Annotated in this window: 13 protein-coding genes; 3 read left to right on the forward strand and 10 right to left on the reverse strand. The window is 49.5% G+C overall.

The window, feature by feature from the left end; all coding sequences use genetic code 11:
* Positions 1–2: 2 nt before the first annotated feature.
* On the reverse strand, positions 3–626 hold the full coding sequence (locus MKY82_RS22615; RefSeq protein WP_339218412.1) for a TraX family protein: 624 nt from the start codon (positions 624–626) through the stop codon (positions 3–5).
* Between the two features lie 178 nt (positions 627–804).
* Between MKY82_RS22615 and MKY82_RS22620 the strand changes: the two genes are divergently transcribed.
* A complete protein-coding gene (locus MKY82_RS22620; protein WP_194543616.1) occupies positions 805–978 on the forward strand; it encodes a hypothetical protein in 174 nt (57 codons plus the stop codon).
* 70 nt (positions 979–1,048) lie between these two features.
* On the opposite strand, the gene MKY82_RS22625 is transcribed toward MKY82_RS22620, so the two are convergent.
* The 4 genes from MKY82_RS22625 to MKY82_RS22640 all read right to left on the reverse strand — a co-directional run bounded on the left by MKY82_RS22625 (position 1,049) and on the right by MKY82_RS22640 (position 7,496).
* Positions 1,049–4,270, reverse strand: a complete 3,222-nt coding sequence (locus MKY82_RS22625) for a cellobiose phosphorylase (RefSeq protein ID WP_339294397.1) — start codon at positions 4,268–4,270, stop codon at positions 1,049–1,051.
* Positions 4,271–4,381: 111 nt separating this feature from the next.
* A complete protein-coding gene (locus MKY82_RS22630) occupies positions 4,382–5,392 on the reverse strand; it encodes a LacI family DNA-binding transcriptional regulator (protein WP_339294398.1) in 1,011 nt (336 codons plus the stop codon).
* A gap of 153 nt (positions 5,393–5,545) precedes the next feature.
* Positions 5,546–6,754: an SLC45 family MFS transporter gene (locus MKY82_RS22635; protein WP_339294399.1), complete on the reverse strand. Its 1,209-nt coding sequence runs from the start codon at positions 6,752–6,754 to the stop codon at positions 5,546–5,548.
* Positions 6,755–6,758: 4 nt separating this feature from the next.
* On the reverse strand, positions 6,759–7,496 hold the full coding sequence (locus MKY82_RS22640; RefSeq protein WP_194543622.1) for a glycerophosphodiester phosphodiesterase: 738 nt from the start codon (positions 7,494–7,496) through the stop codon (positions 6,759–6,761).
* A 230-nt stretch (positions 7,497–7,726) separates the two neighbouring features.
* Here MKY82_RS22640 and MKY82_RS22645 point away from each other — a divergent pair, with 230 nt between their 5' ends.
* Together MKY82_RS22645 and MKY82_RS22650 are read left to right on the forward strand one after the other, a co-directional pair.
* Positions 7,727–8,167 carry a MarR family transcriptional regulator gene (locus MKY82_RS22645; protein WP_308116327.1) on the forward strand — a complete coding sequence of 147 codons (441 nt, stop codon included), beginning with the start codon at positions 7,727–7,729 and terminating at the stop codon, positions 8,165–8,167.
* A gap of 8 nt (positions 8,168–8,175) precedes the next feature.
* Positions 8,176–9,414 carry an MFS transporter gene (locus tag MKY82_RS22650; protein ID WP_220684559.1) on the forward strand — a complete coding sequence of 413 codons (1,239 nt, stop codon included), beginning with the start codon at positions 8,176–8,178 and terminating at the stop codon, positions 9,412–9,414.
* Between the two features lie 60 nt (positions 9,415–9,474).
* Here MKY82_RS22650 and MKY82_RS22655 read toward each other — a convergent pair whose 3' ends face one another.
* From MKY82_RS22655 to MKY82_RS22675, 5 genes are all read right to left on the reverse strand, one after another.
* Positions 9,475–10,755 (reverse strand): MFS transporter, encoded by a 1,281-nt coding sequence (locus tag MKY82_RS22655; protein WP_194543624.1) that lies wholly within the window; start codon positions 10,753–10,755, stop codon positions 9,475–9,477.
* 109 nt (positions 10,756–10,864) lie between these two features.
* Positions 10,865–12,568: a methyl-accepting chemotaxis protein gene (locus tag MKY82_RS22660; RefSeq protein ID WP_339294400.1), complete on the reverse strand. Its 1,704-nt coding sequence runs from the start codon at positions 12,566–12,568 to the stop codon at positions 10,865–10,867.
* A gap of 311 nt (positions 12,569–12,879) precedes the next feature.
* The gene (gene helD, locus MKY82_RS22665; RefSeq protein ID WP_339294401.1) at positions 12,880–15,210 is read right to left on the reverse strand and encodes an RNA polymerase recycling motor HelD; all 2,331 of its coding nucleotides are present in this window, start codon (positions 15,208–15,210) and stop codon (positions 12,880–12,882) included.
* Between the two features lie 293 nt (positions 15,211–15,503).
* On the reverse strand, positions 15,504–16,562 hold the full coding sequence (locus tag MKY82_RS22670) for an aromatic acid exporter family protein (protein WP_071220011.1): 1,059 nt from the start codon (positions 16,560–16,562) through the stop codon (positions 15,504–15,506).
* A gap of 107 nt (positions 16,563–16,669) precedes the next feature.
* Positions 16,670–17,359, reverse strand: a complete 690-nt coding sequence (locus MKY82_RS22675; protein ID WP_220684556.1) for a phosphatase PAP2 family protein — start codon at positions 17,357–17,359, stop codon at positions 16,670–16,672.
* Positions 17,360–17,421 lie beyond the last annotated feature (62 nt).

The following is a 17,421-nucleotide window of genomic DNA, read 5'->3' on the forward strand; positions in this document are numbered from 1 at the left end:
CTCTATACAATCACCCGTAATAACGCAATAATCATTAAATGCAGAGGATAAAATGAACGCCATACCCAGCGACTCACCCGGATAGACTCCAGTTTCCTCCATGCATGCGGGCCATAAGCTATCACAGCCGTCGGGATGACGCTCCACATCTGCAGCTCCCAGTTATTAAGGAACCAGAATACCAGGTTCAGCACCATATGAAGCGGAACAAGCCAGCTGGCCTGAGCATAGCGGAAAATCAAAATCAACAGCAGTCCGTAAGCTCCGTAATCAAACGGAAATTCACTCATTAGGGCACAGGCGGCAACAACAACCATCCACGATAACAGCTGGGATTCCGAACGTTCCAGCACATATAAAACGATAGCTCCAGCAACCAGGGTAATGACCACATTCAACCCTTCAGGATCCAGCGCAAGCTGATAAGGAATTTGGGAGATCACCGCAATAACGGCCAGCCGAATGATATACTTGGTTCTCGAAGAAGTGTAGCGGTGCCCCTGAACGAGAGCATAGACGTAGATTGGGAAAGCAATGCGGCCGATGATTCTCCAAATCTCCTGATGCGGAAAAAACACAAGCCCTACATGATCGATCAGCATCGTCAGCATGGCGATCCACTGCATGACAACCCCCTCCTCGCACTCGAAGATGTTGAATTCATATGTATTTCAAATCGATATATCTATTATGGGTTGCAACACTGGGACTTGCAAGCGAAGAAAACATGAAGCAGCGGATATCCGGCATCCACGTCCAATATCCTCTATAATAAAAACAATAGCAGATAGAGGTGACGGTCGTATGGAAAAGAAAAAGAACAACATGGCCCTTGGGATAAGCATGGGGGTCGGCGTTGGGGTAGCCATTGGTGTTGCCATGGATAATATCGCTATCGGCATAGCGATCGGTGCCGCCATTGGCATTACGTTTGGCTCGGCCATGTCAAGCAATAACAAAAAGCCCCCTAATGAATAAACAGAACTTCAAATAACAGTGAATAGACCACCCGATTCATCTCGGGTGGCCTGTTTGCTTGCGTTTTCCTCTATTTCATTACAGCGTGAATGGACCGGATGTTCCCGTTACGGACTTCATGAGCCAACTCACCTGTAATATGAGGCCCATCGACCTCGATCGAATCTCCTCCCACCGTAGTGAGAGTTAAACGCTGAATCGTAACGCCGTCCTGACCGTACGTATTGGCTGCGCGCTCGCTGCGATACGTCACCTTGACGGTCCCAAGGAAGGTGAACGACACTTCTTGATTCTCGTCAAACAGCCACGCTGGGAGAACGGGGTTCAGATGAAGCTGCAGCTGGCTGCCTTCGTATCGGAATACCTTTTTTCCTGCCATCATCGTAATCCACATGCTTAGGAATTCGGCCGTCGATCCGCTCAGCCTTGCCACAAAACCTCGTCCATGCACGTGGGGATCCGGATTCACGCTGCTGGCAATAAACGAGGAGTTCTCCAGCGTGCTGCGTCCATAAACAGCCGGCTCCAGAAAAGGGATGAGGGACGTTTTGATCTCCGAGAAAAACTCGTCATACAATCCGGCTTTTAATAATGAAAGCAAGTATTTATAGGTCATATGCAAAAATACGGATTCCCGCTCCAGCCAGCCGGCTGTAAATGCACGGATGCGTCCGATCTCATCGGTTTCTCCCTCCAGGCTGACGGACGTTTTATACATTCCGAGCGCGGAATCATACAGATCGGATGCCTTGATCCGGTCATACATCGTTCTCGCCCGGCCTTCATCGGCGAGCTTCATGCCGCGAGCCGGTGCCTCCAGAAAATGCGGGAGCGCATAAGCCTTGAATTCAAGCACTTTTGCGGCAGGCAAACCATAGCGGGTAATCACCGGGTTTCCCGCTGCATCCCGAACCTTTTCAAATCGCTCGGCTTCAAAACGGAAATACGTTGGCACGATTCCGCCACCCATCTGCTCGGCACGCTGGATTCCTTCTTCGATTTTATCCAGGAAGGCTTCGTACATGCTCTTCACGTTCTTCACCGAAATTTCAACCTCCCGGCCGCTAATCCCGTACCGAACCGATGCACGATAGGATTCACGCTGCCCCGCTACCAAGTCCCAATAACCGAATGAGTCCAGTGAGCCGGACTGGTATAGCTGTACGGCTTCGTATACGCTCTCTAAATAAGACGCAATCTCCTCCGGTAGCAGAATCACTCGATGGCCGAACCGCTCGGCCGCATCCACGATAAATGCGACCATTCGCTTCAATTCCATTGTTTCGCTCATGCCCGACCCAAAAAGGCCCGGCAAACCATTCATCGCGTCATTCCAGCCCGGCTTGTTCGCCTCCATCTCTACCCCCATCCCGTAAGGGTCGAGTGTTGCCAATTTATTGAGGGATAATGAGATCATTTTGACAAACAGATTCGTGCGGTAAATGTCGCCTAGTCCGCCATCTACACGCAGCCATTCCGCAGCGTTCCTTTTTCTGCCGAGCTTGTTCAGTTTCTCCTCGTCCTCCAACAGCGCACCATATTGCCGTACCTTGCCCCGGCTGATCACTACCTTCTCACTCCGCGGAAGGACGAACACCGGGCTGTCAAAGAACGTATACGCATTCTCGCCAAACAACAGTTCCTCATAACGGTCGGGATATATATCCAAGTAGGTATCAACCAGGTCCATATTATAAGTCCAATGATCCGACCAGAACCCTTCGCCGAACGAAGCGGCAAAATGTTGATCGGATATCGTCAACAGCCCGGACAGGAACCGTTCCTCACTGATCTCCAGCCTGATGCCTTGATCCGAAATCGCGTTGATGATTTTACCCGGCGTATAATCCCCGTCGCATGCTTTGGCCAGCTTCTCATAATCTTCCTGAGCCGCGGAGGCCCGCAGCAGCTTCTCCAGTTCCTGTTTCTTCCCTTCACTCACGCGGAATTTCGTTCCTTCTACGCTAAGCGGGTTATATCCGTCGGCTTGAATGAGACTGAAGAACATCCGGATGTTGAATGTACCTACCTTCGGGTGGAAAAACACGTCATTTCGGCGGTTCTGATTCATATCCCGGAAATTTCCATTCCCCTGTGAATAGTACTCCGGCGCAAGAGAAAAGAAGTTATAATCCCGCTCCAGATCCCCATGCTTGCGGGAGTATAGATGGACAACGGCCCCTTCCTTCCCATTATCGAATAGGAACGGATATCCGCCCCGCAGAAAATTGTCCAAATAGGACTGACGGCTATATTCATCAAATAGCGGTAATCCCGTTTTGGTTGCAACATCCTCGGTTAATTCCCGTGTCAACGCCGAGGCCTCCTCGCGTTTACGGAGGATATAGGCAGGCGAACACAAATCTTTGGAGCGCTTATTGATTTTGCCGATATCGTTCACATGGCCTACCAGCGTATAAACCGTCACCGTCTCCCCAGGTTCAAGCGTAGCCGACACCCCGCTGAATCCGCAGGGCACTTTGTTGACGGCATACGGCTTGGCGTTCATCAAAGCTTCCACCGAGCTCACGGCAAATCGATCTGGGTGGATTAATGAAGTGTTTTCGCCAAAGATCAATTCAAAGTCTACAAAGGGTTGGATCAACTTCCCGTGCTGATCAAACGACAGATAGAAGTGACCGCTCGTAACTTCGCTGACTTCCGCCTCATCGTGCGTACTGGAGCGAACTTTATAGAACGGGATCCCCAGTTCAAGGTTCTCTACTTCCATCCAGCTACGCAGGAGATTGCCGACCTCCTTGTACCCGCTATTCTCGACACCGTAAGGCAGAATCTCCGGCATGCCGTCCAGCAGTTCAAGCGATACAGGCTGAGTTCCGATATTCGTTACGCTGACTTCGCGGACAAGGGCGGCAAAATCTTCACCGGGCAGCTGAAAATACGACACCGACGTGCGTAATCCGTTACCAGCATGCTCCTCCTCAATGAACAGCTCATTCTGACGGATCAACATCGTTCTCTTTGCTTTGGAATCCGGCTGAAAGGATTGGAACGGCTCATAGACTACCGGTGCCCCCGCCATCTTGATAAACGTACGGAAACCGGTTGTCGACACATTCTTATACGAGATATTTGCCGGGGAAAATTCCATGATCGGCGAGTTCTTATCCCGTATGCCGAAGCTGCAAATCCCCTGACCCCGATTCACATAAAAGGTCCACATCGGGATCCCCTTCAAGCCAGCGATCCCCGGCAGGAAGCTGGAAAACGGTTTGGCGTGATCATACTGCTCGATCACAAAGGTATCCTTCTCAAAACGATAATTTGACATGCTCATATCCTCCTTAAATGGGTTCATACTTTGATTCAAAATTCAGCGTTCGCCACTTTTCGAAACCGGTTTCGAAAAGTGGCGAACATGAGTCCTGCCTTTATATTTCACCTAAGTGACCGGGCGGCAGGATTCCCGGATAATCAATTGAACCGGCAGCATAACCGACTGTACTGGTGCGTCTTGTTCTTCGATCGAAGTAAGAAGGATCTCTGCCGCAACGGTGCCCAGCTGCTCCGTATCCTGGCGTATGGTCGTTAACGCAGGGGTAATATAACGGGACATTTCTATATCATCAAAACCGATGATGGACACATCTCCCGGTACATTCAAGCCATGATCCTGCACGGCACGGATAGCTCCAAGCGCAAGCAGATCTCCAGCGGCATAAACAGCTGTCGGCCGATCCTCCAGCCCCAGCAGCCTCTTCATGGCTTCATATCCGCTCTCGATGGAGAAAAAATCGCTGCCTGTTATGTACTCTTCCCTTCGTTCCAGATCAAGCTCCCGTAGGGCTTGCTCATAGCCCTGCTGACGCTGCTCGCCTGCAAACGTATTCAATCCGCCCGATATATGGGCAATGCTGCGATGTCCAAGCGAATGCAAATACCGAAGTGCCAGCATGCTCCCCCCAATATTGTCGGAGTAAACCGAATGCACATGCTCCGGTGACGAGTCCAGAATGACGCACGGTATGCCGCTATCCAGCAGCTCCTGGAAATCGGGGTCCTCGCTGCTCGACAGAATGACGACCACGCCGTCGACGCCCCGGATTTTGCAATGCTCCACATAACTGCTTCTTCGGCCGCCGACATCCTTGGAGATGAACATCAGATCATACCCTTTGGATACGGCAATTTTCTTAAAACTTTCGATGACGGCTCCAAAATAAGGATGACGAATCCCTGCTCCTGTAGCTTCCACAAAGAGAATGCCAATGGTCCAGGATCTCTTCGTCGTAAGCGATCTGGCGTTTGCGTTAGGAAGATAGCCCATTTCCTTCGCGGTTGCCAGAATCTTGGCTCTTGTCTTCTCCCGGACATCCGGATAATTGTTGAAGACTTTCGACACCGTCGTAGGCGAATAGCCTGTTTTCTTGGCAATATCATAAATCGTTGTCAACCTTGGAATCAGCTCCTGCACCTTTGCCGGCATATTCTAATTCAAATCTATCTGATATTAGATTCTACCTGTGCCGGCAAGCTCTCGTCAATGTTATTCCGTACACACTGACCAGCAGGAGCCGAACCTTCGGATATCAAAAAATCAAATCGGCTAGGACAAGCTGGCGGAAGCGGTCTGCGAGTTTGCAGGGCTTTCCGTTTCCTGATGCCGGATCATCAGCACGCAGATCAGCGCGAGCAGCATGCTGCCTGCGGCGCAATAAAACAGAATCGAATACCCCATGCCATCAATAAGCTTGCCCAGAAGAGGCGGTGACGAGATTGCCGCAAGTGAGGATACCAAATAGTACATTCCCGTCCGTGTCCCAATGCTGTCCTCCGATCCTGTAGATACGATAAATGGATAGGAGTTGATATTGATGCAAGCCCAGAATAATCCGCCAACGGTCAGCAATATGCGAAGCAATAGCAGTGACTCAACCCATAGTACGAGCGCAAAGACAACCAACAGCCCGCTGACGCCGATCAGAATCATCCGTTTCTTGCCGAATTTACCGCCAAGCCATCCGCTTGGAATGGCGAACACAACAAAGGCGAGCGAAAAAAACGTCAGGGAAAAGGAAGCCTGCGATTCCGTTAGCCCCATCTCGTTTTTCCCGTACAAAGTAAACAGCGTCTCAACCCCTTGATATGCGACAAACCAGAAAAATATCGCCGCCAAGAGCAGCACCGTCGTCCGATTGATCTGACTCTTAAAGGAAACTTTAGATTTGGCGGCCGTCTGAGCCTGATAGCCTGGAGCGTCACGCTTCTCCTGGATAAACGTTCTCAAAATGAACAACGACACCAGCGTTATGCCCGCTGCGGCAATAAAAGGCAGGGACTGATGAGCACTGTACAGCACCGAACCCACGCCAAAAGCCAATATGGACCCTATGCCCCCCATAAAGTTAATGATGCCGTTGGCTCTCGTGCGGCGTTTCTCCTCCGTAATATCCGGCATTAATGAAACGGTAGGCGAACGATACAGACTCATGGCCAGGTTCATGAGGACCATGAACAGTATCAATGTCGCCATCCCGTTGTGAAACGGAATGATTGCGGTAAACAGAGCGCCAAGCGGCATACCGATGAGCAGGTAAGGCATTCTTCTGCCGTACCGGGTGTGGGTCCTGTCGCTGCGACTTCCGATCCATGGCTGCAAGAACAAGGCAAAGTAATTGTCGATCGTCATAAAGAAACCGATCAGGGCAACACTAGATATGTAATCCTCCAGAAAATAGGGCACAAACGCATTGTACAGCGCCCAGGTAATGCTAATGCTGAAAAAGCCAAAGCCCAGCAGCCATGTTTTCTTCACAAAGTCACGCTCCCTTAATTTGTAGCAATCCCCCGAGTACATCCGGATAATCCGTAATAATGCCCGCCACGCCGGCATCGATCAAGGCTTTCATCTGCTCCTCGTCATTGACGGTCCAAGGGTGATAGACTACGCCATGCTGTTTCGCTTCCTCTACCCATTCCGGCAGAACTGCGCGATGGTATGCATGAAGAGCATCCGCTTTAGCCAATTTGGCATACTCCCACGGTTTGTATAACCCTTCGCCATACAACAGGCCAGTTCGTATTTCAGGATCAATATGTTTGCACTCCACCAGGGAATAATGATTAAAGCTTGAGATGACGATTTGCTCTGACATATTGTAATGTCTTACGGTCTCGATCACGCGCTTTTCCAGCTCGGGATATTGAATCGATCCGTTCTTCAGCTCGATATTAACAATCGTGCCGTGATTTTTCGTTAATTCCAGCAGTTCTTCCAGCAGCGGTATCCGTTCCCCTTGAAAAACCGCTCCAAACCATGAGCCTGCATCCAGCTTGGCCAGCTCATCGTATGTATAATCCTTGACTAGCCCCTCGGCCCCCGTGGTACGGGCGACACTCTCATCATGGATCAGAACCAGCCTTCCATCCTTCGTCATCTGAACATCGGTTTCAATCCCGGTAGCTCCCTGTTCCAAGCCTTTGGCAAAAGCAGCCATCGTATTCTCGGGACATATGGCCGATGACCCGCGGTGTGCAAAATTAATCAATTGTGACATTTGTACTTCCTCCTGAGTGGTTAGATATTGGTTTGTACTATAAATATAGCTCGCAATTGTTAGAGCTATGTTATCATTCCATTTTTCATATTCCACATCGTTGAACGAAACCCTGTCATGCAGATAATTAATTTTTTGAATGGTTTGACTGATTTGCATGTCAGGCATATAATTGTTTAGACAACTATTTTTGAAAACTTGAAATGAAAGGTGTGACTTGTTTCTTGAAAGTGCCTAAACGCAACCCCTCCATCGGTTTTCATCTGGGTTACACCTATCGCCGCGCATCGCATTTGTTTGCCAATGCCCTGAAGCCCTATGATATCACCCCCGAGCAATGGCTGGTTCTATACCACATCGGAGAGCACGAAGGGTTAAATCAAAAGGAAGTTGCCGCCAAAGCGGATAAGGACCAACCAACCACTACCCGTATTTTGGATCTGCTCGAGAAAAAAGGGTATACTCGCAAATCCGTTTCGGTTAACGACCGGAGAGCTTTCCAGCTCTTTTTGACGGATACAGGCAAAGAATTGATCGAGGCAACCACAACCATCGAAAGTCAATGCGGAAGCCAGTTAATCGAAGGCATTGACGATCATCAATTAGAGATGTTCTGGGACACGCTCTCGCGCATCAATGCCAACATACACAACTTAGACAAACAGGAGTGATGTTTCACATGAATGAAATGAATACAAAACAACGATTATGGACCAAAGAATTCATCACCTTGATGGTCAGCAACCTTTTTCTGTTTCTGACCCTGCAGATGATGCTGACCACGCTGCCCGCATATGCCAAGGAGGCGTTTATGGCAAGCCCGCTGCAGGTCAGCCTGATAACCAGCGTGTTCGCCTTCAGCGCGATCGCTTCCCGCTTCGTGTCAAGTAAAGCGCTGGAAAAAGGGAAGCTGCGCCTGCTCCTGTACGTCGGGCTGTTCATTTCACTGGCAGCTACGCTCGGTTATTACTGGGCATCCGGCATTGCCTTTCTGCTGCTGATGCGCGTTTTGTTTGGCATCGGCTTTGGCATGACCAGCACCTCGTTTCCTACGATGGCATCGGACGTCATCCCGATCAAACGGCTGGGCGAGGGCATGGGGTACTTCGGTTTATCCACTACGCTCGCTATGTCGATCGGACCGATGATCGGCTTGACGCTCCTGCAAGACGGGGGGTTCACACCGCTTGTGATCATCACCGTCATGATCAATGTACTTATCTTCCCGCTCGCCTACGTTTTGACGTCAAGATCAGCAAAACGAAATATGGAGCTCCCCGCAGCGGTTCAACCTCGAGTTGAGGAGCAACCTAAAGGTTCATTCAATAAAAAGCTGATTCTGCCCAGCGTCCTTAACTTTTTGATGTCCATTACGTACGGCGGACTGTTGAGCTTCATGGCGTTGTTCGGCACCGAGGCTCACCTCCGGAATCCCCAGTATTTCTTCTTGTTCAATGCCATTGCCATTATTTTGGTGCGGCCGTTCTCCGGCAGAATCTATGACCGGTATGGACACAAGGCACTGGTTATACCCGCTGCTATTCTAATGGTCGCCGGTTTGTTGTTACTGACCTTCGCCACATCGACGGGAACTATGCTGTTATCGGCATTATGTTATGGCCTTGGCTTCGGTGCAATGCAGCCATCCATCCAGACCTGGATGATTCAGGAGGTTCATCCGCTGCAGCGCGGCATGGCCAACGGCATGTTCTTTAACTCTCTGGATTTCGGTGTCGCTATCGGCTCGATCGCGCTCGGTTCCATCGCCAAATCCACTTCCTACGCGATCATGTACCGTTATTCAGCCATTGCGCTTGTGATGTTAATCCTGATTTATATCATCATGCAGGTAACCGGTCAATCACGCATCAAAGGAACGTCACAGCTTGAGGATACCGAACCCACTGCTGCTGGTTAACAGAGTTAGCAATGGGTGCAAATCCAAGAAAATATCCAGATATGAGAAAGGTCTTGTCCATTATTTATGGACAAGACCTTTCTTTTTCAAGCCCTGGGGTTTCTTGAAGTCGACTCGGTATGAATTCCCTCCGGTATCGTCTTCCTTTGCCTCCGGCTTCACGGCGAATAAGGTGAGCAGACTGCCTACAGCCGCGACGGCTGCCAAAGTGCCGAACAGCACCCAATGATTCGCCCCGAGGAGCAGCGAGACAACTGGAGGTCCGAGCGATACGCCGATAAAACGCATACTGCTGTATAGCGAGGTAATGGTACCTCGCTGCTCCTTCTCTATGCCTTCCGTCAGCAGCGTGTCCATGCATGGCAGTACCATCCCGATCCCGATGCCGCCAAGTGTCATCATACCGACGACAAAATAAATCTGCGAACTAAATCCGGTGACGATCAGAGAAGCCGTCAAAATGGCCATACCCGCGAAACCGGTCCACTTTTTAGCCGCTTTATTTTTGCCCGTGAATTTACCGGCTAAATAGGAAGACAGGCATAACAAAGCCAGCGGAATCGCAAGCACCAGCCCTTTTATCACACCATGCAAATTGTAAGTGCTCTCGAGCGTCTCCGACAAATAGAAAAGCACGCCGAACACGCCAAACATCGCAATGCCGCCGATGGCGAATATCGCATACAGCCATCTTCCCTTCTCGTGCAAAACCTGCCTGGTTGTTTTCAAAAACTCGCGTATGGATTGTTTATCGTCGTTGTTCGACTTGGGTGTCTTCACAAGAAAAATGACAAGCACGATAGAGATCAGGCAAAGAACCGGAATCGCTATAAAAGGCAAAAACCAGATAAAACTTCCGAGCAGGGCGCCCAGTATTGGACTGACTACCTTGCCAAACGTATTGGAGGTTTCGATAATGCCCAAACTCTTACTGACCTTTTCTTCCTCTTTAAACATGTCGCCGACAAGCGGAATGACAATGGGGAATGCCCCGGCAGCACCAATTCCCTGTAGAAACCGTCCTGCCAAAATAACGTAATATGCCGCCGTCCCACTCAGCATCCAGGCAGCCACAGCCGAGACAGCTCCGCCTAATGCCGCAATAATCAAGCTAGGGATGATGATCTTCTTTCGTCCATACCGATCCGATAAATAACCGGCAATCGGGATCAGTAAGATGGCTACAACAGCATACACCGTTATAAGCATACTAACTTTGAAGGAACTGATCCCTAGAGCTTTGGAGATCTGCGGCAAAATGGGAATCAGCATGGAATTGCCTAACGTCATGATGAGTGGTATGGATGCAAGGGCAACCAGATCCCATTTCTTGTTTTCCATGAGAGAAGACCACCTTTGCGTTATCTGTCATCCATATTGTAGGTTCTTTTCCCCGGAATATGCATGATTGCAAGGTGGCCGTTTTTTCCCATATACATTTTTTCCTTATTTATACTTTAAAGCCGGACATCAACTGCCGAAGCTTGCTGGACATGACATTCAAATCTTCAACGGAATTGGTAATTTCCTCCATCGAGGCCAGTTGCTCTTCCGTGGCGGCACTGACGCTTTGAGTTCCCCCTGCCGTCGTCTCGGTGACCTCCTGGATTCGGCGGATGGCGTGAACAAGCTCTCCCGCTCCGGAGTTCATCTGCTCTGTTGCAGCGGTGACACTCTGAATTTGTTCATTCAATTCACCGACGGATTGCTCAATGTCCTTAAAGGCCCTCTCGGCTCCTTGTGCCACATTCATGCCCTCGGTCACTTCGCGGGTCCCCTGCTCCATAACACCGGCCAGATCAACAATATCCTGCTGAAGTTCATGGACGAATTGTCTGATTTCGACGGAGGAGTTCGATGCCTGATCAGCCAATTTCCGGACCTCAGCCGCTACAACCGCAAAACCTCTGCCATGCTCGCCCGCCCGAGCGGCCTCAATTGAGGCATTCAAGGCAAGCAATGATGTTTGCTCCGCAATTTCGATAATGATCTGACCCATCGCTCCGATGTTGGAGGCCTTTTCGCCGAGCGCACGCACCGATTGCGCGGATTGATCCACACTGGTGCGTATGCCTTCCATTTGTGACAGTGTATGGATAAGTGCCTGTTCCCCTTCAGCCGCAAGCTGGTTCGTCGTTGCTGCCAAGCCGGAGACGTCTTGGGCGGCATGCGCGATGTGTTTCATTCCTTCCGCCATGTCCGTTACCGTAGCCGTCGTTTCCTCCGTATCCTGAAGCTGGTTCTCTACGCCGGCCGCCAGCTCTTCCATAATACCTGAGGTTTGCTGGGAAGCTTGACGAATCTCCTCGGTTGTGGAATGCAGTGTCGAAGCTGCGATACCGACTTTGCCGGCCGTATCCTGCACCTGTACGACGAGTTCCCTGAAGCCATCGACCAATTTATTATATGCGTCAGCTACATCCCTGATTTCGTCTTTCGTATTGATCTGTAATCGGGTAACCAGATCCCCTCCGCCTTCGGCAATCTTCAATAGCTGATCGCTCATCTGATTCAAAGGACGAATCGAACGGGTAAGAAGATATCCTTGTATGGCAAAATAAACAACGGCTGCAACTCCGATCAACATAATGATCGAATTCTGAAATCGGCTGCTGGCCGCAATCTGATCAGCCTGCTTAGCCAAGGCTTCATTTTTATGTACTGTAAATTGTGCGATAAGCGTACTGAAGGACTTGCGCACTTCGCGTTCCTGGTTAAAAGCAGCTTCATATACCCGGAACGGCACAGCCTTGTAAAAACCGGTGTCATACCCTAATTTGTTTAACACCTCATTCACGGCTTCGGTGTATATGACATACCCGGTTTCGATCTCGTTAAAAACGTTGCGGTCTTCCTCAGCCGTCATCAAGCCTTTGGTTTCGGCCATGAGTTTGGCGACGGACTCCTGCTTCGCTTTCAATGAATCTGCAAAGGTCGAATCACCGGTCAATAGGTACCCCCGTTCATCATTAGAGACGCCCGTCAATAGAGTCTCCAATTGCGTCAGGTTATAAATGACCTTCTGATCCACTTCAATAATCTTGCTGAACCTCTTCTCCGTCATATTCGAAGTGATAAACGCGATAATTACGATTACCGACGTTACCACTGCAAGAATCGTAGACGAAAGAATTAATTTTGTTTTTATCTTCATCCGCAAGCACCCGACCTTTGATAAGTAGTATACCCCCAAACCTTTTTTCGTCAAATTTATGTCAAAAATGAATAGACTCGGCGATCGAGAAAGCGCTTTTCCCGAAAATAATTGAAAAATATTATTAATCACCGGTCAAATCATGATAAATATTGGATAACTCCCTCCTTATGGTATAAAGCTTGCTCCTTACCGCTTCCTAATTTCGCTTCCGTTTTTTTCCTCTTCTATGAAACATGCTTGGTTTTCATATATCATTCATGAAAAAAAAAGGCCTGCCTGAGATGTTGCGCAGACAGACCTTAAATCATTTAGTTTTGATCCGGTATAAAGTGGCTTTTTTCCCCGATATGATATACATGAAGTTTGTGCATGGCACGCGTACACGCGGTGTAGAACAACTTGCGGTCGCTTTCGCGATGGTACACATCCTCGGAGCCGTTGTATATGATCACCGCGTCGAATTCCACCCCTTTGGCCAGATAGGCAGGAACGACAAGCGTTCCCTTCTCAAATGCAGGAGTGGTTTTGGTAATTAATCGCGTTGGTATATCTGCCGACAGCTGCTCGTGTACACGTCTGCTCTCCTCTTCTGTCCGGCAGATCACCGCCACGTACTGGAATCCCTGTTCGTGAAGCTCACGGATATCAGAGACTATCGCTTCATGCAGACGTTCTGTATCGTTCACCGCAACCACCTGTGGAGCTTCGCCCCTCCGGTTAAATGGAACAATCCGTTCCCCGCCTGGTATCATCTGCCGCGTGAAATCAACGATTTCATACGTGGACCGGTAGCTTTGCGTCAGATTGATGACCTCCGTATCCTCCTCGCCGTACAGACTCACCAGATTTTCCAGATTGCCAAGCGCCTCTCCATGTGCGTAAATCGCTTGATTGAGATCGCCCAGCACCGTCATTTTCGCTCGCGGGAACAATCGCTTCAGGAATTCCAGCTGAAATCCCGAATAGTCCTGTACCTCATCGACAATCACATGACGAATCGACGTGTTCGTGCGGAAACCTTGAAGCAGCTCCTTTAGATAGAGGAACGGAGTCGCATCCTCATACAGCAGCGATTTGTTGTCCAGTGACGCAGCGGTGAGACTGCAGATTTCCTCCCAATAGTCCGGGAGCGTCTCCAAATTTCCGGCCGCCCGGCGAAATAGCGATTCATCGGTATATAATTTTCGGTACATGCCCTTTACATCCACATATCGAAACCGCTTGATCCAGCGTCTAACCGGCTTGAGCCGATTGCTGATGACCATTTTGGCAAGGACATCCCTTTCTTTATCGAAATCGTCAAACGTGTCCGACTTCCGGTTCTGCTTACGTCTCATCGTTTGAAAGGCCCGCTGGTAATCTTCCGTATCCAGGAGCTGGATTTGCTCCTCCACCCACGGGGCGTCTTTTTCGCTCTGGGCGAACTCCGACAGACGTTTCAGCATCCACTCTTTCATCAGGTCGATCCGGCCAGCGAGTTTAACCGCCGAATCATAACTATAGAACTGCGCGGACATTTCGTCGGCGCTGACGATCACCTTACCTTGGAATACGACAGGCTTAAAGAGCATCCCGCCCTTCTCCAGCAATTCCTTGTATCGTCTGATGGTGTCCAGATAAGCTCCCGAGGATTTAAAGGATATGCTCTCAAGTCGCGCACGGTAATGCGGCGAATCGTCCGCATTCAGCAAGGATTCTGTCTGCGTAAACACATCTTCAAGCTCAAACTCCTTGCCCAGCCGGTGTTCCAGATAGGACTGGAAGGTCGTCTGCTGCATATTGTCCTCGCCAAGCTCCGGAAGCACCGTGGATACATAACTATTGAACAGGGGGTTCGGAGAGAACAGAATCATCTGGTCGGCCCGAAGCGTCTCCCGATACTTATACAACAGATAAGCTACCCGCTGCAGTGCCGCTGAGGTTTTGCCGCTGCCGGCAGCCCCCTGAACGATCAGCATGCGGGTTTTGTCGTTTCGGATGACGGCATTCTGTTCCTTCTGAATCGTAGCTACGATGCTCTTCATCCGATCATCCGCGCTATGGCTGAGCACCTGCTGCAGCAGCTCATCTCCAATGGTTACGCCGGTATCAAACAACACCTTGATCTCGCCGTTATGGATGACGAATTGGCGCTTAAGCAGCATTTCGCCTTTAACCGTGCCCGAGGGCGTTTCGTATTGGGCCGGGCCGGGCGCCCCATCATAATACAAGCTCGAGATTGGAGCCCGCCAATCGTAAACCAGAAACGTCTCCATATGTTCATCCAAAAAAGATCCTGTTCCCAAATAAATAGTGTCCGTCTCCGCGGTTCCCTCCTCCTGAAAATCAATGCGTCCGAAGTAAGGGGATTCCACAAGTTTTCTATATTTCTTAAGCAGCTTGCTGGATTGCAGATGAGCATGCTCACGTTCCGCCAGCACCTGCGACTGCTGCCTCAGGTTGGTGGACGTTTCACCCAAATCATCCGGGTTGCTGAAGTTGACCGTTACTTCGTCCCAGAAGTCTTTCCGCATATCAATAACGACTTCACGGATATCCCCGACGCTCGCTTCCAGCTGAGATATTTTATTACCGATTTTCGTTGTCACTTCCGTTACCCGTGCCTGTTCTTCTTGCCAATCCTGTTCGCTGATAGCCATTTGTTCATCCCCCTAATATACTGGTTGACAGCGTAATATGTCTGTGATATAATACAATTGTGATATTCTAACCAAATCATCGTTATTTAATGACAAACCATTGCTAATTATAGCAATGTAACCCGCATAATTCAACATCGAATTTCAGACAACCGACCCACCGGGGCGGTTTTTTTGCGTCTATATACAATACCATTCCCAAGGCTCACTGCCAAGAGGAGTCCTATAATCCCGGTGCAAAAAACAGCCGATCAAATATGGCATCTTGATCGGCTCCCTCATGATGACTTCTCTTATTTACGCAGCCACGAGAACAAGGCTTCCTCCTGCTCTTTATCATCCACGACACGGCTGATTTGATCCGCGACCCGGTTCAGCCGGTCAAGCTGATACCCGTAATCATACATGGAGGCGGCCACCACCGACAGTCGAAGCCCCCCTGGATTTGCGCCTGGTCCGCACATCACCTGCTCCATGAACGTTTCATTGTTCTCCGCCATGGTCTCGGCCTCGTCTTCATTCGGTTTCAATTTATCTTCGAATTTCCACAAAATATGCTCATGGTACTTCATTAACCGCTCCAGATTGTGATCAAACTGCTCGTCGATTTCTTCGGATCGTTCCGCCTGGAAATAGTGGTTCTCGACCGCATCCAGCACTTCATACCCTTTACGAAGGGATTGAAGCAGTTGTTTATACACCACCAGCTGTCTTGCTTGACTGTACTTCGCCCGCTTCAGCTTCTTCTGCTCTTCCTCAAACAAATTGTATTTATCGGACAATGATTTGATCGCCGATTCCAGTTCCTTCTTCTCCGCGCGGTATACCGAATCCTTCATTTCGTGGGAGATGGCCGTGCGCAGCAGCAGCGACATTTTGCCAAATACAATATGAATCCGCGTGATGTACTGTTCCTTGGGTTTCGGGGGAAACACAAGAATATTGATAAGAAATGCAGATATGATACCGATAATCGTCAGAATAAAGCGATTGAGTGCAAAATCCCATTGACCGGAAGCTTCCATCACGGAGATAACCGTAACTAGCGTAAGTCCGATGGTCTCGCCCATTTTCAGCTTCATGCAAATCATAATTACTAGAATACATACCAAACCGACGGAAATCGGCTGATTCGATAAAAAGTATCCTCCTAGCATCGCCAGAATCGCACCGAGCGTACTGGTCTGCAGCTGGTCCAGGAAATATCTCCACGACCTGTATATGGATGGCTGCATCGCAAAAATCGCTGCTATGGCGGCAACGACAGGGGATTTAAAATCAAACAGCATGGCTAAATAAAGAGCCAGCGTTACGGCTAAGCCGGTTTTGAACATTCTTGCTCCAAACGCCACAGACAGCCCTCCTTACCTAACCCATTTTCACATCTATGGATACACACCATGATACATACTCCTCCGTTTGAACCGCTATTACATGAATTACCCTTACGCTTCCAATGTTATGCAGTTTCTGATTCATTCACATCTTCCGAATTGGCCCGCTTTCCCATCCTCTTCTCGTAAGATCGGACCAGAAATGCAAGCCAAGCACAAGCAGCTAGATATCCCCCAACAATATCGCTTGGATAGTGGACCCCGAGATAGACCCTGCTTAATCCGATGCCGAGAATCATGGTGACGGAGATGGATATTAATATTCCTCTCCCCGCCCTGCTGTCAATATGTCTCCACAACAAGTAAGCGAGCACGCTGTAGAATGAGAAGGCGGCCATGGAATGTCCGCTGGGATAGCTGTATCCCGTAATTTCAATTAAGCGGTGGATGTCGGGCCTTGCCCGTTGAAAGACCCATTTTAATAATAAATTCAGAATAGATGAACCGAAGACGACTACAATAAGGAGAAGAATCTCCATGCGGTGCCCCAGTACCCAATATAGCACGGCGATTACAATCAGACATAACACAATCACCGGTCCGATGGAGCCTATAAACGACAGCCCGATGGCAATATCCGTGATAAGCGGATGCTCCCAGGCTTGTACCGTTGTTAGGATCGCCCAATCAAACGTTGCCAGGCTTTGCCGCTTTACCAAAGCAGCCAGCGTGGCAAATCCGATCAAGCTGATTATCGATATGAGGAAAATCCAGCGTTGTCTTCCTGAAGTCGTGTGTAGCTTCTGTCCGCTCAACTCTCTTTTCTCCTTTGCCTTTTGTTTCGAATCCGTGCGAGTTGGTGAAAACAAGATAATAT

Origin of the sequence: Paenibacillus sp. FSL W7-1279, from assembly GCF_037969845.1 — a bacterium.
Classification (GTDB): domain Bacteria; phylum Bacillota; class Bacilli; order Paenibacillales; family Paenibacillaceae; genus Paenibacillus_AQ.

Bases quoted from the DNA above. Each gene is read 5' to 3' on its own strand.
- MKY82_RS22615 (WP_339218412.1), bottom strand. From the start codon at position 626: ATGCAGTGGATCGCCATGCTGACGATGCTGATCGATCATGTAGGGCTT.
- MKY82_RS22620 (WP_194543616.1), top strand. From the start codon at position 805: ATGGAAAAGAAAAAGAACAACATGGCCCTTGGGATAAGCATGGGGGTC.
- MKY82_RS22625 (WP_339294397.1), bottom strand. From the start codon at position 4,270: ATGTCAAATTATCGTTTTGAGAAGGATACCTTTGTGATCGAGCAGTAT.
- MKY82_RS22640 (WP_194543622.1), bottom strand. From the start codon at position 7,496: ATGTCACAATTGATTAATTTTGCACACCGCGGGTCATCGGCCATATGT.
- MKY82_RS22650 (WP_220684559.1), top strand. From the start codon at position 8,176: ATGAATGAAATGAATACAAAACAACGATTATGGACCAAAGAATTCATC.
- MKY82_RS22655 (WP_194543624.1), bottom strand. From the start codon at position 10,755: ATGGAAAACAAGAAATGGGATCTGGTTGCCCTTGCATCCATACCACTC.
- MKY82_RS22660 (WP_339294400.1), bottom strand. From the start codon at position 12,568: ATGAAGATAAAAACAAAATTAATTCTTTCGTCTACGATTCTTGCAGTG.
- helD (WP_339294401.1), bottom strand. From the start codon at position 15,210: ATGGCTATCAGCGAACAGGATTGGCAAGAAGAACAGGCACGGGTAACG.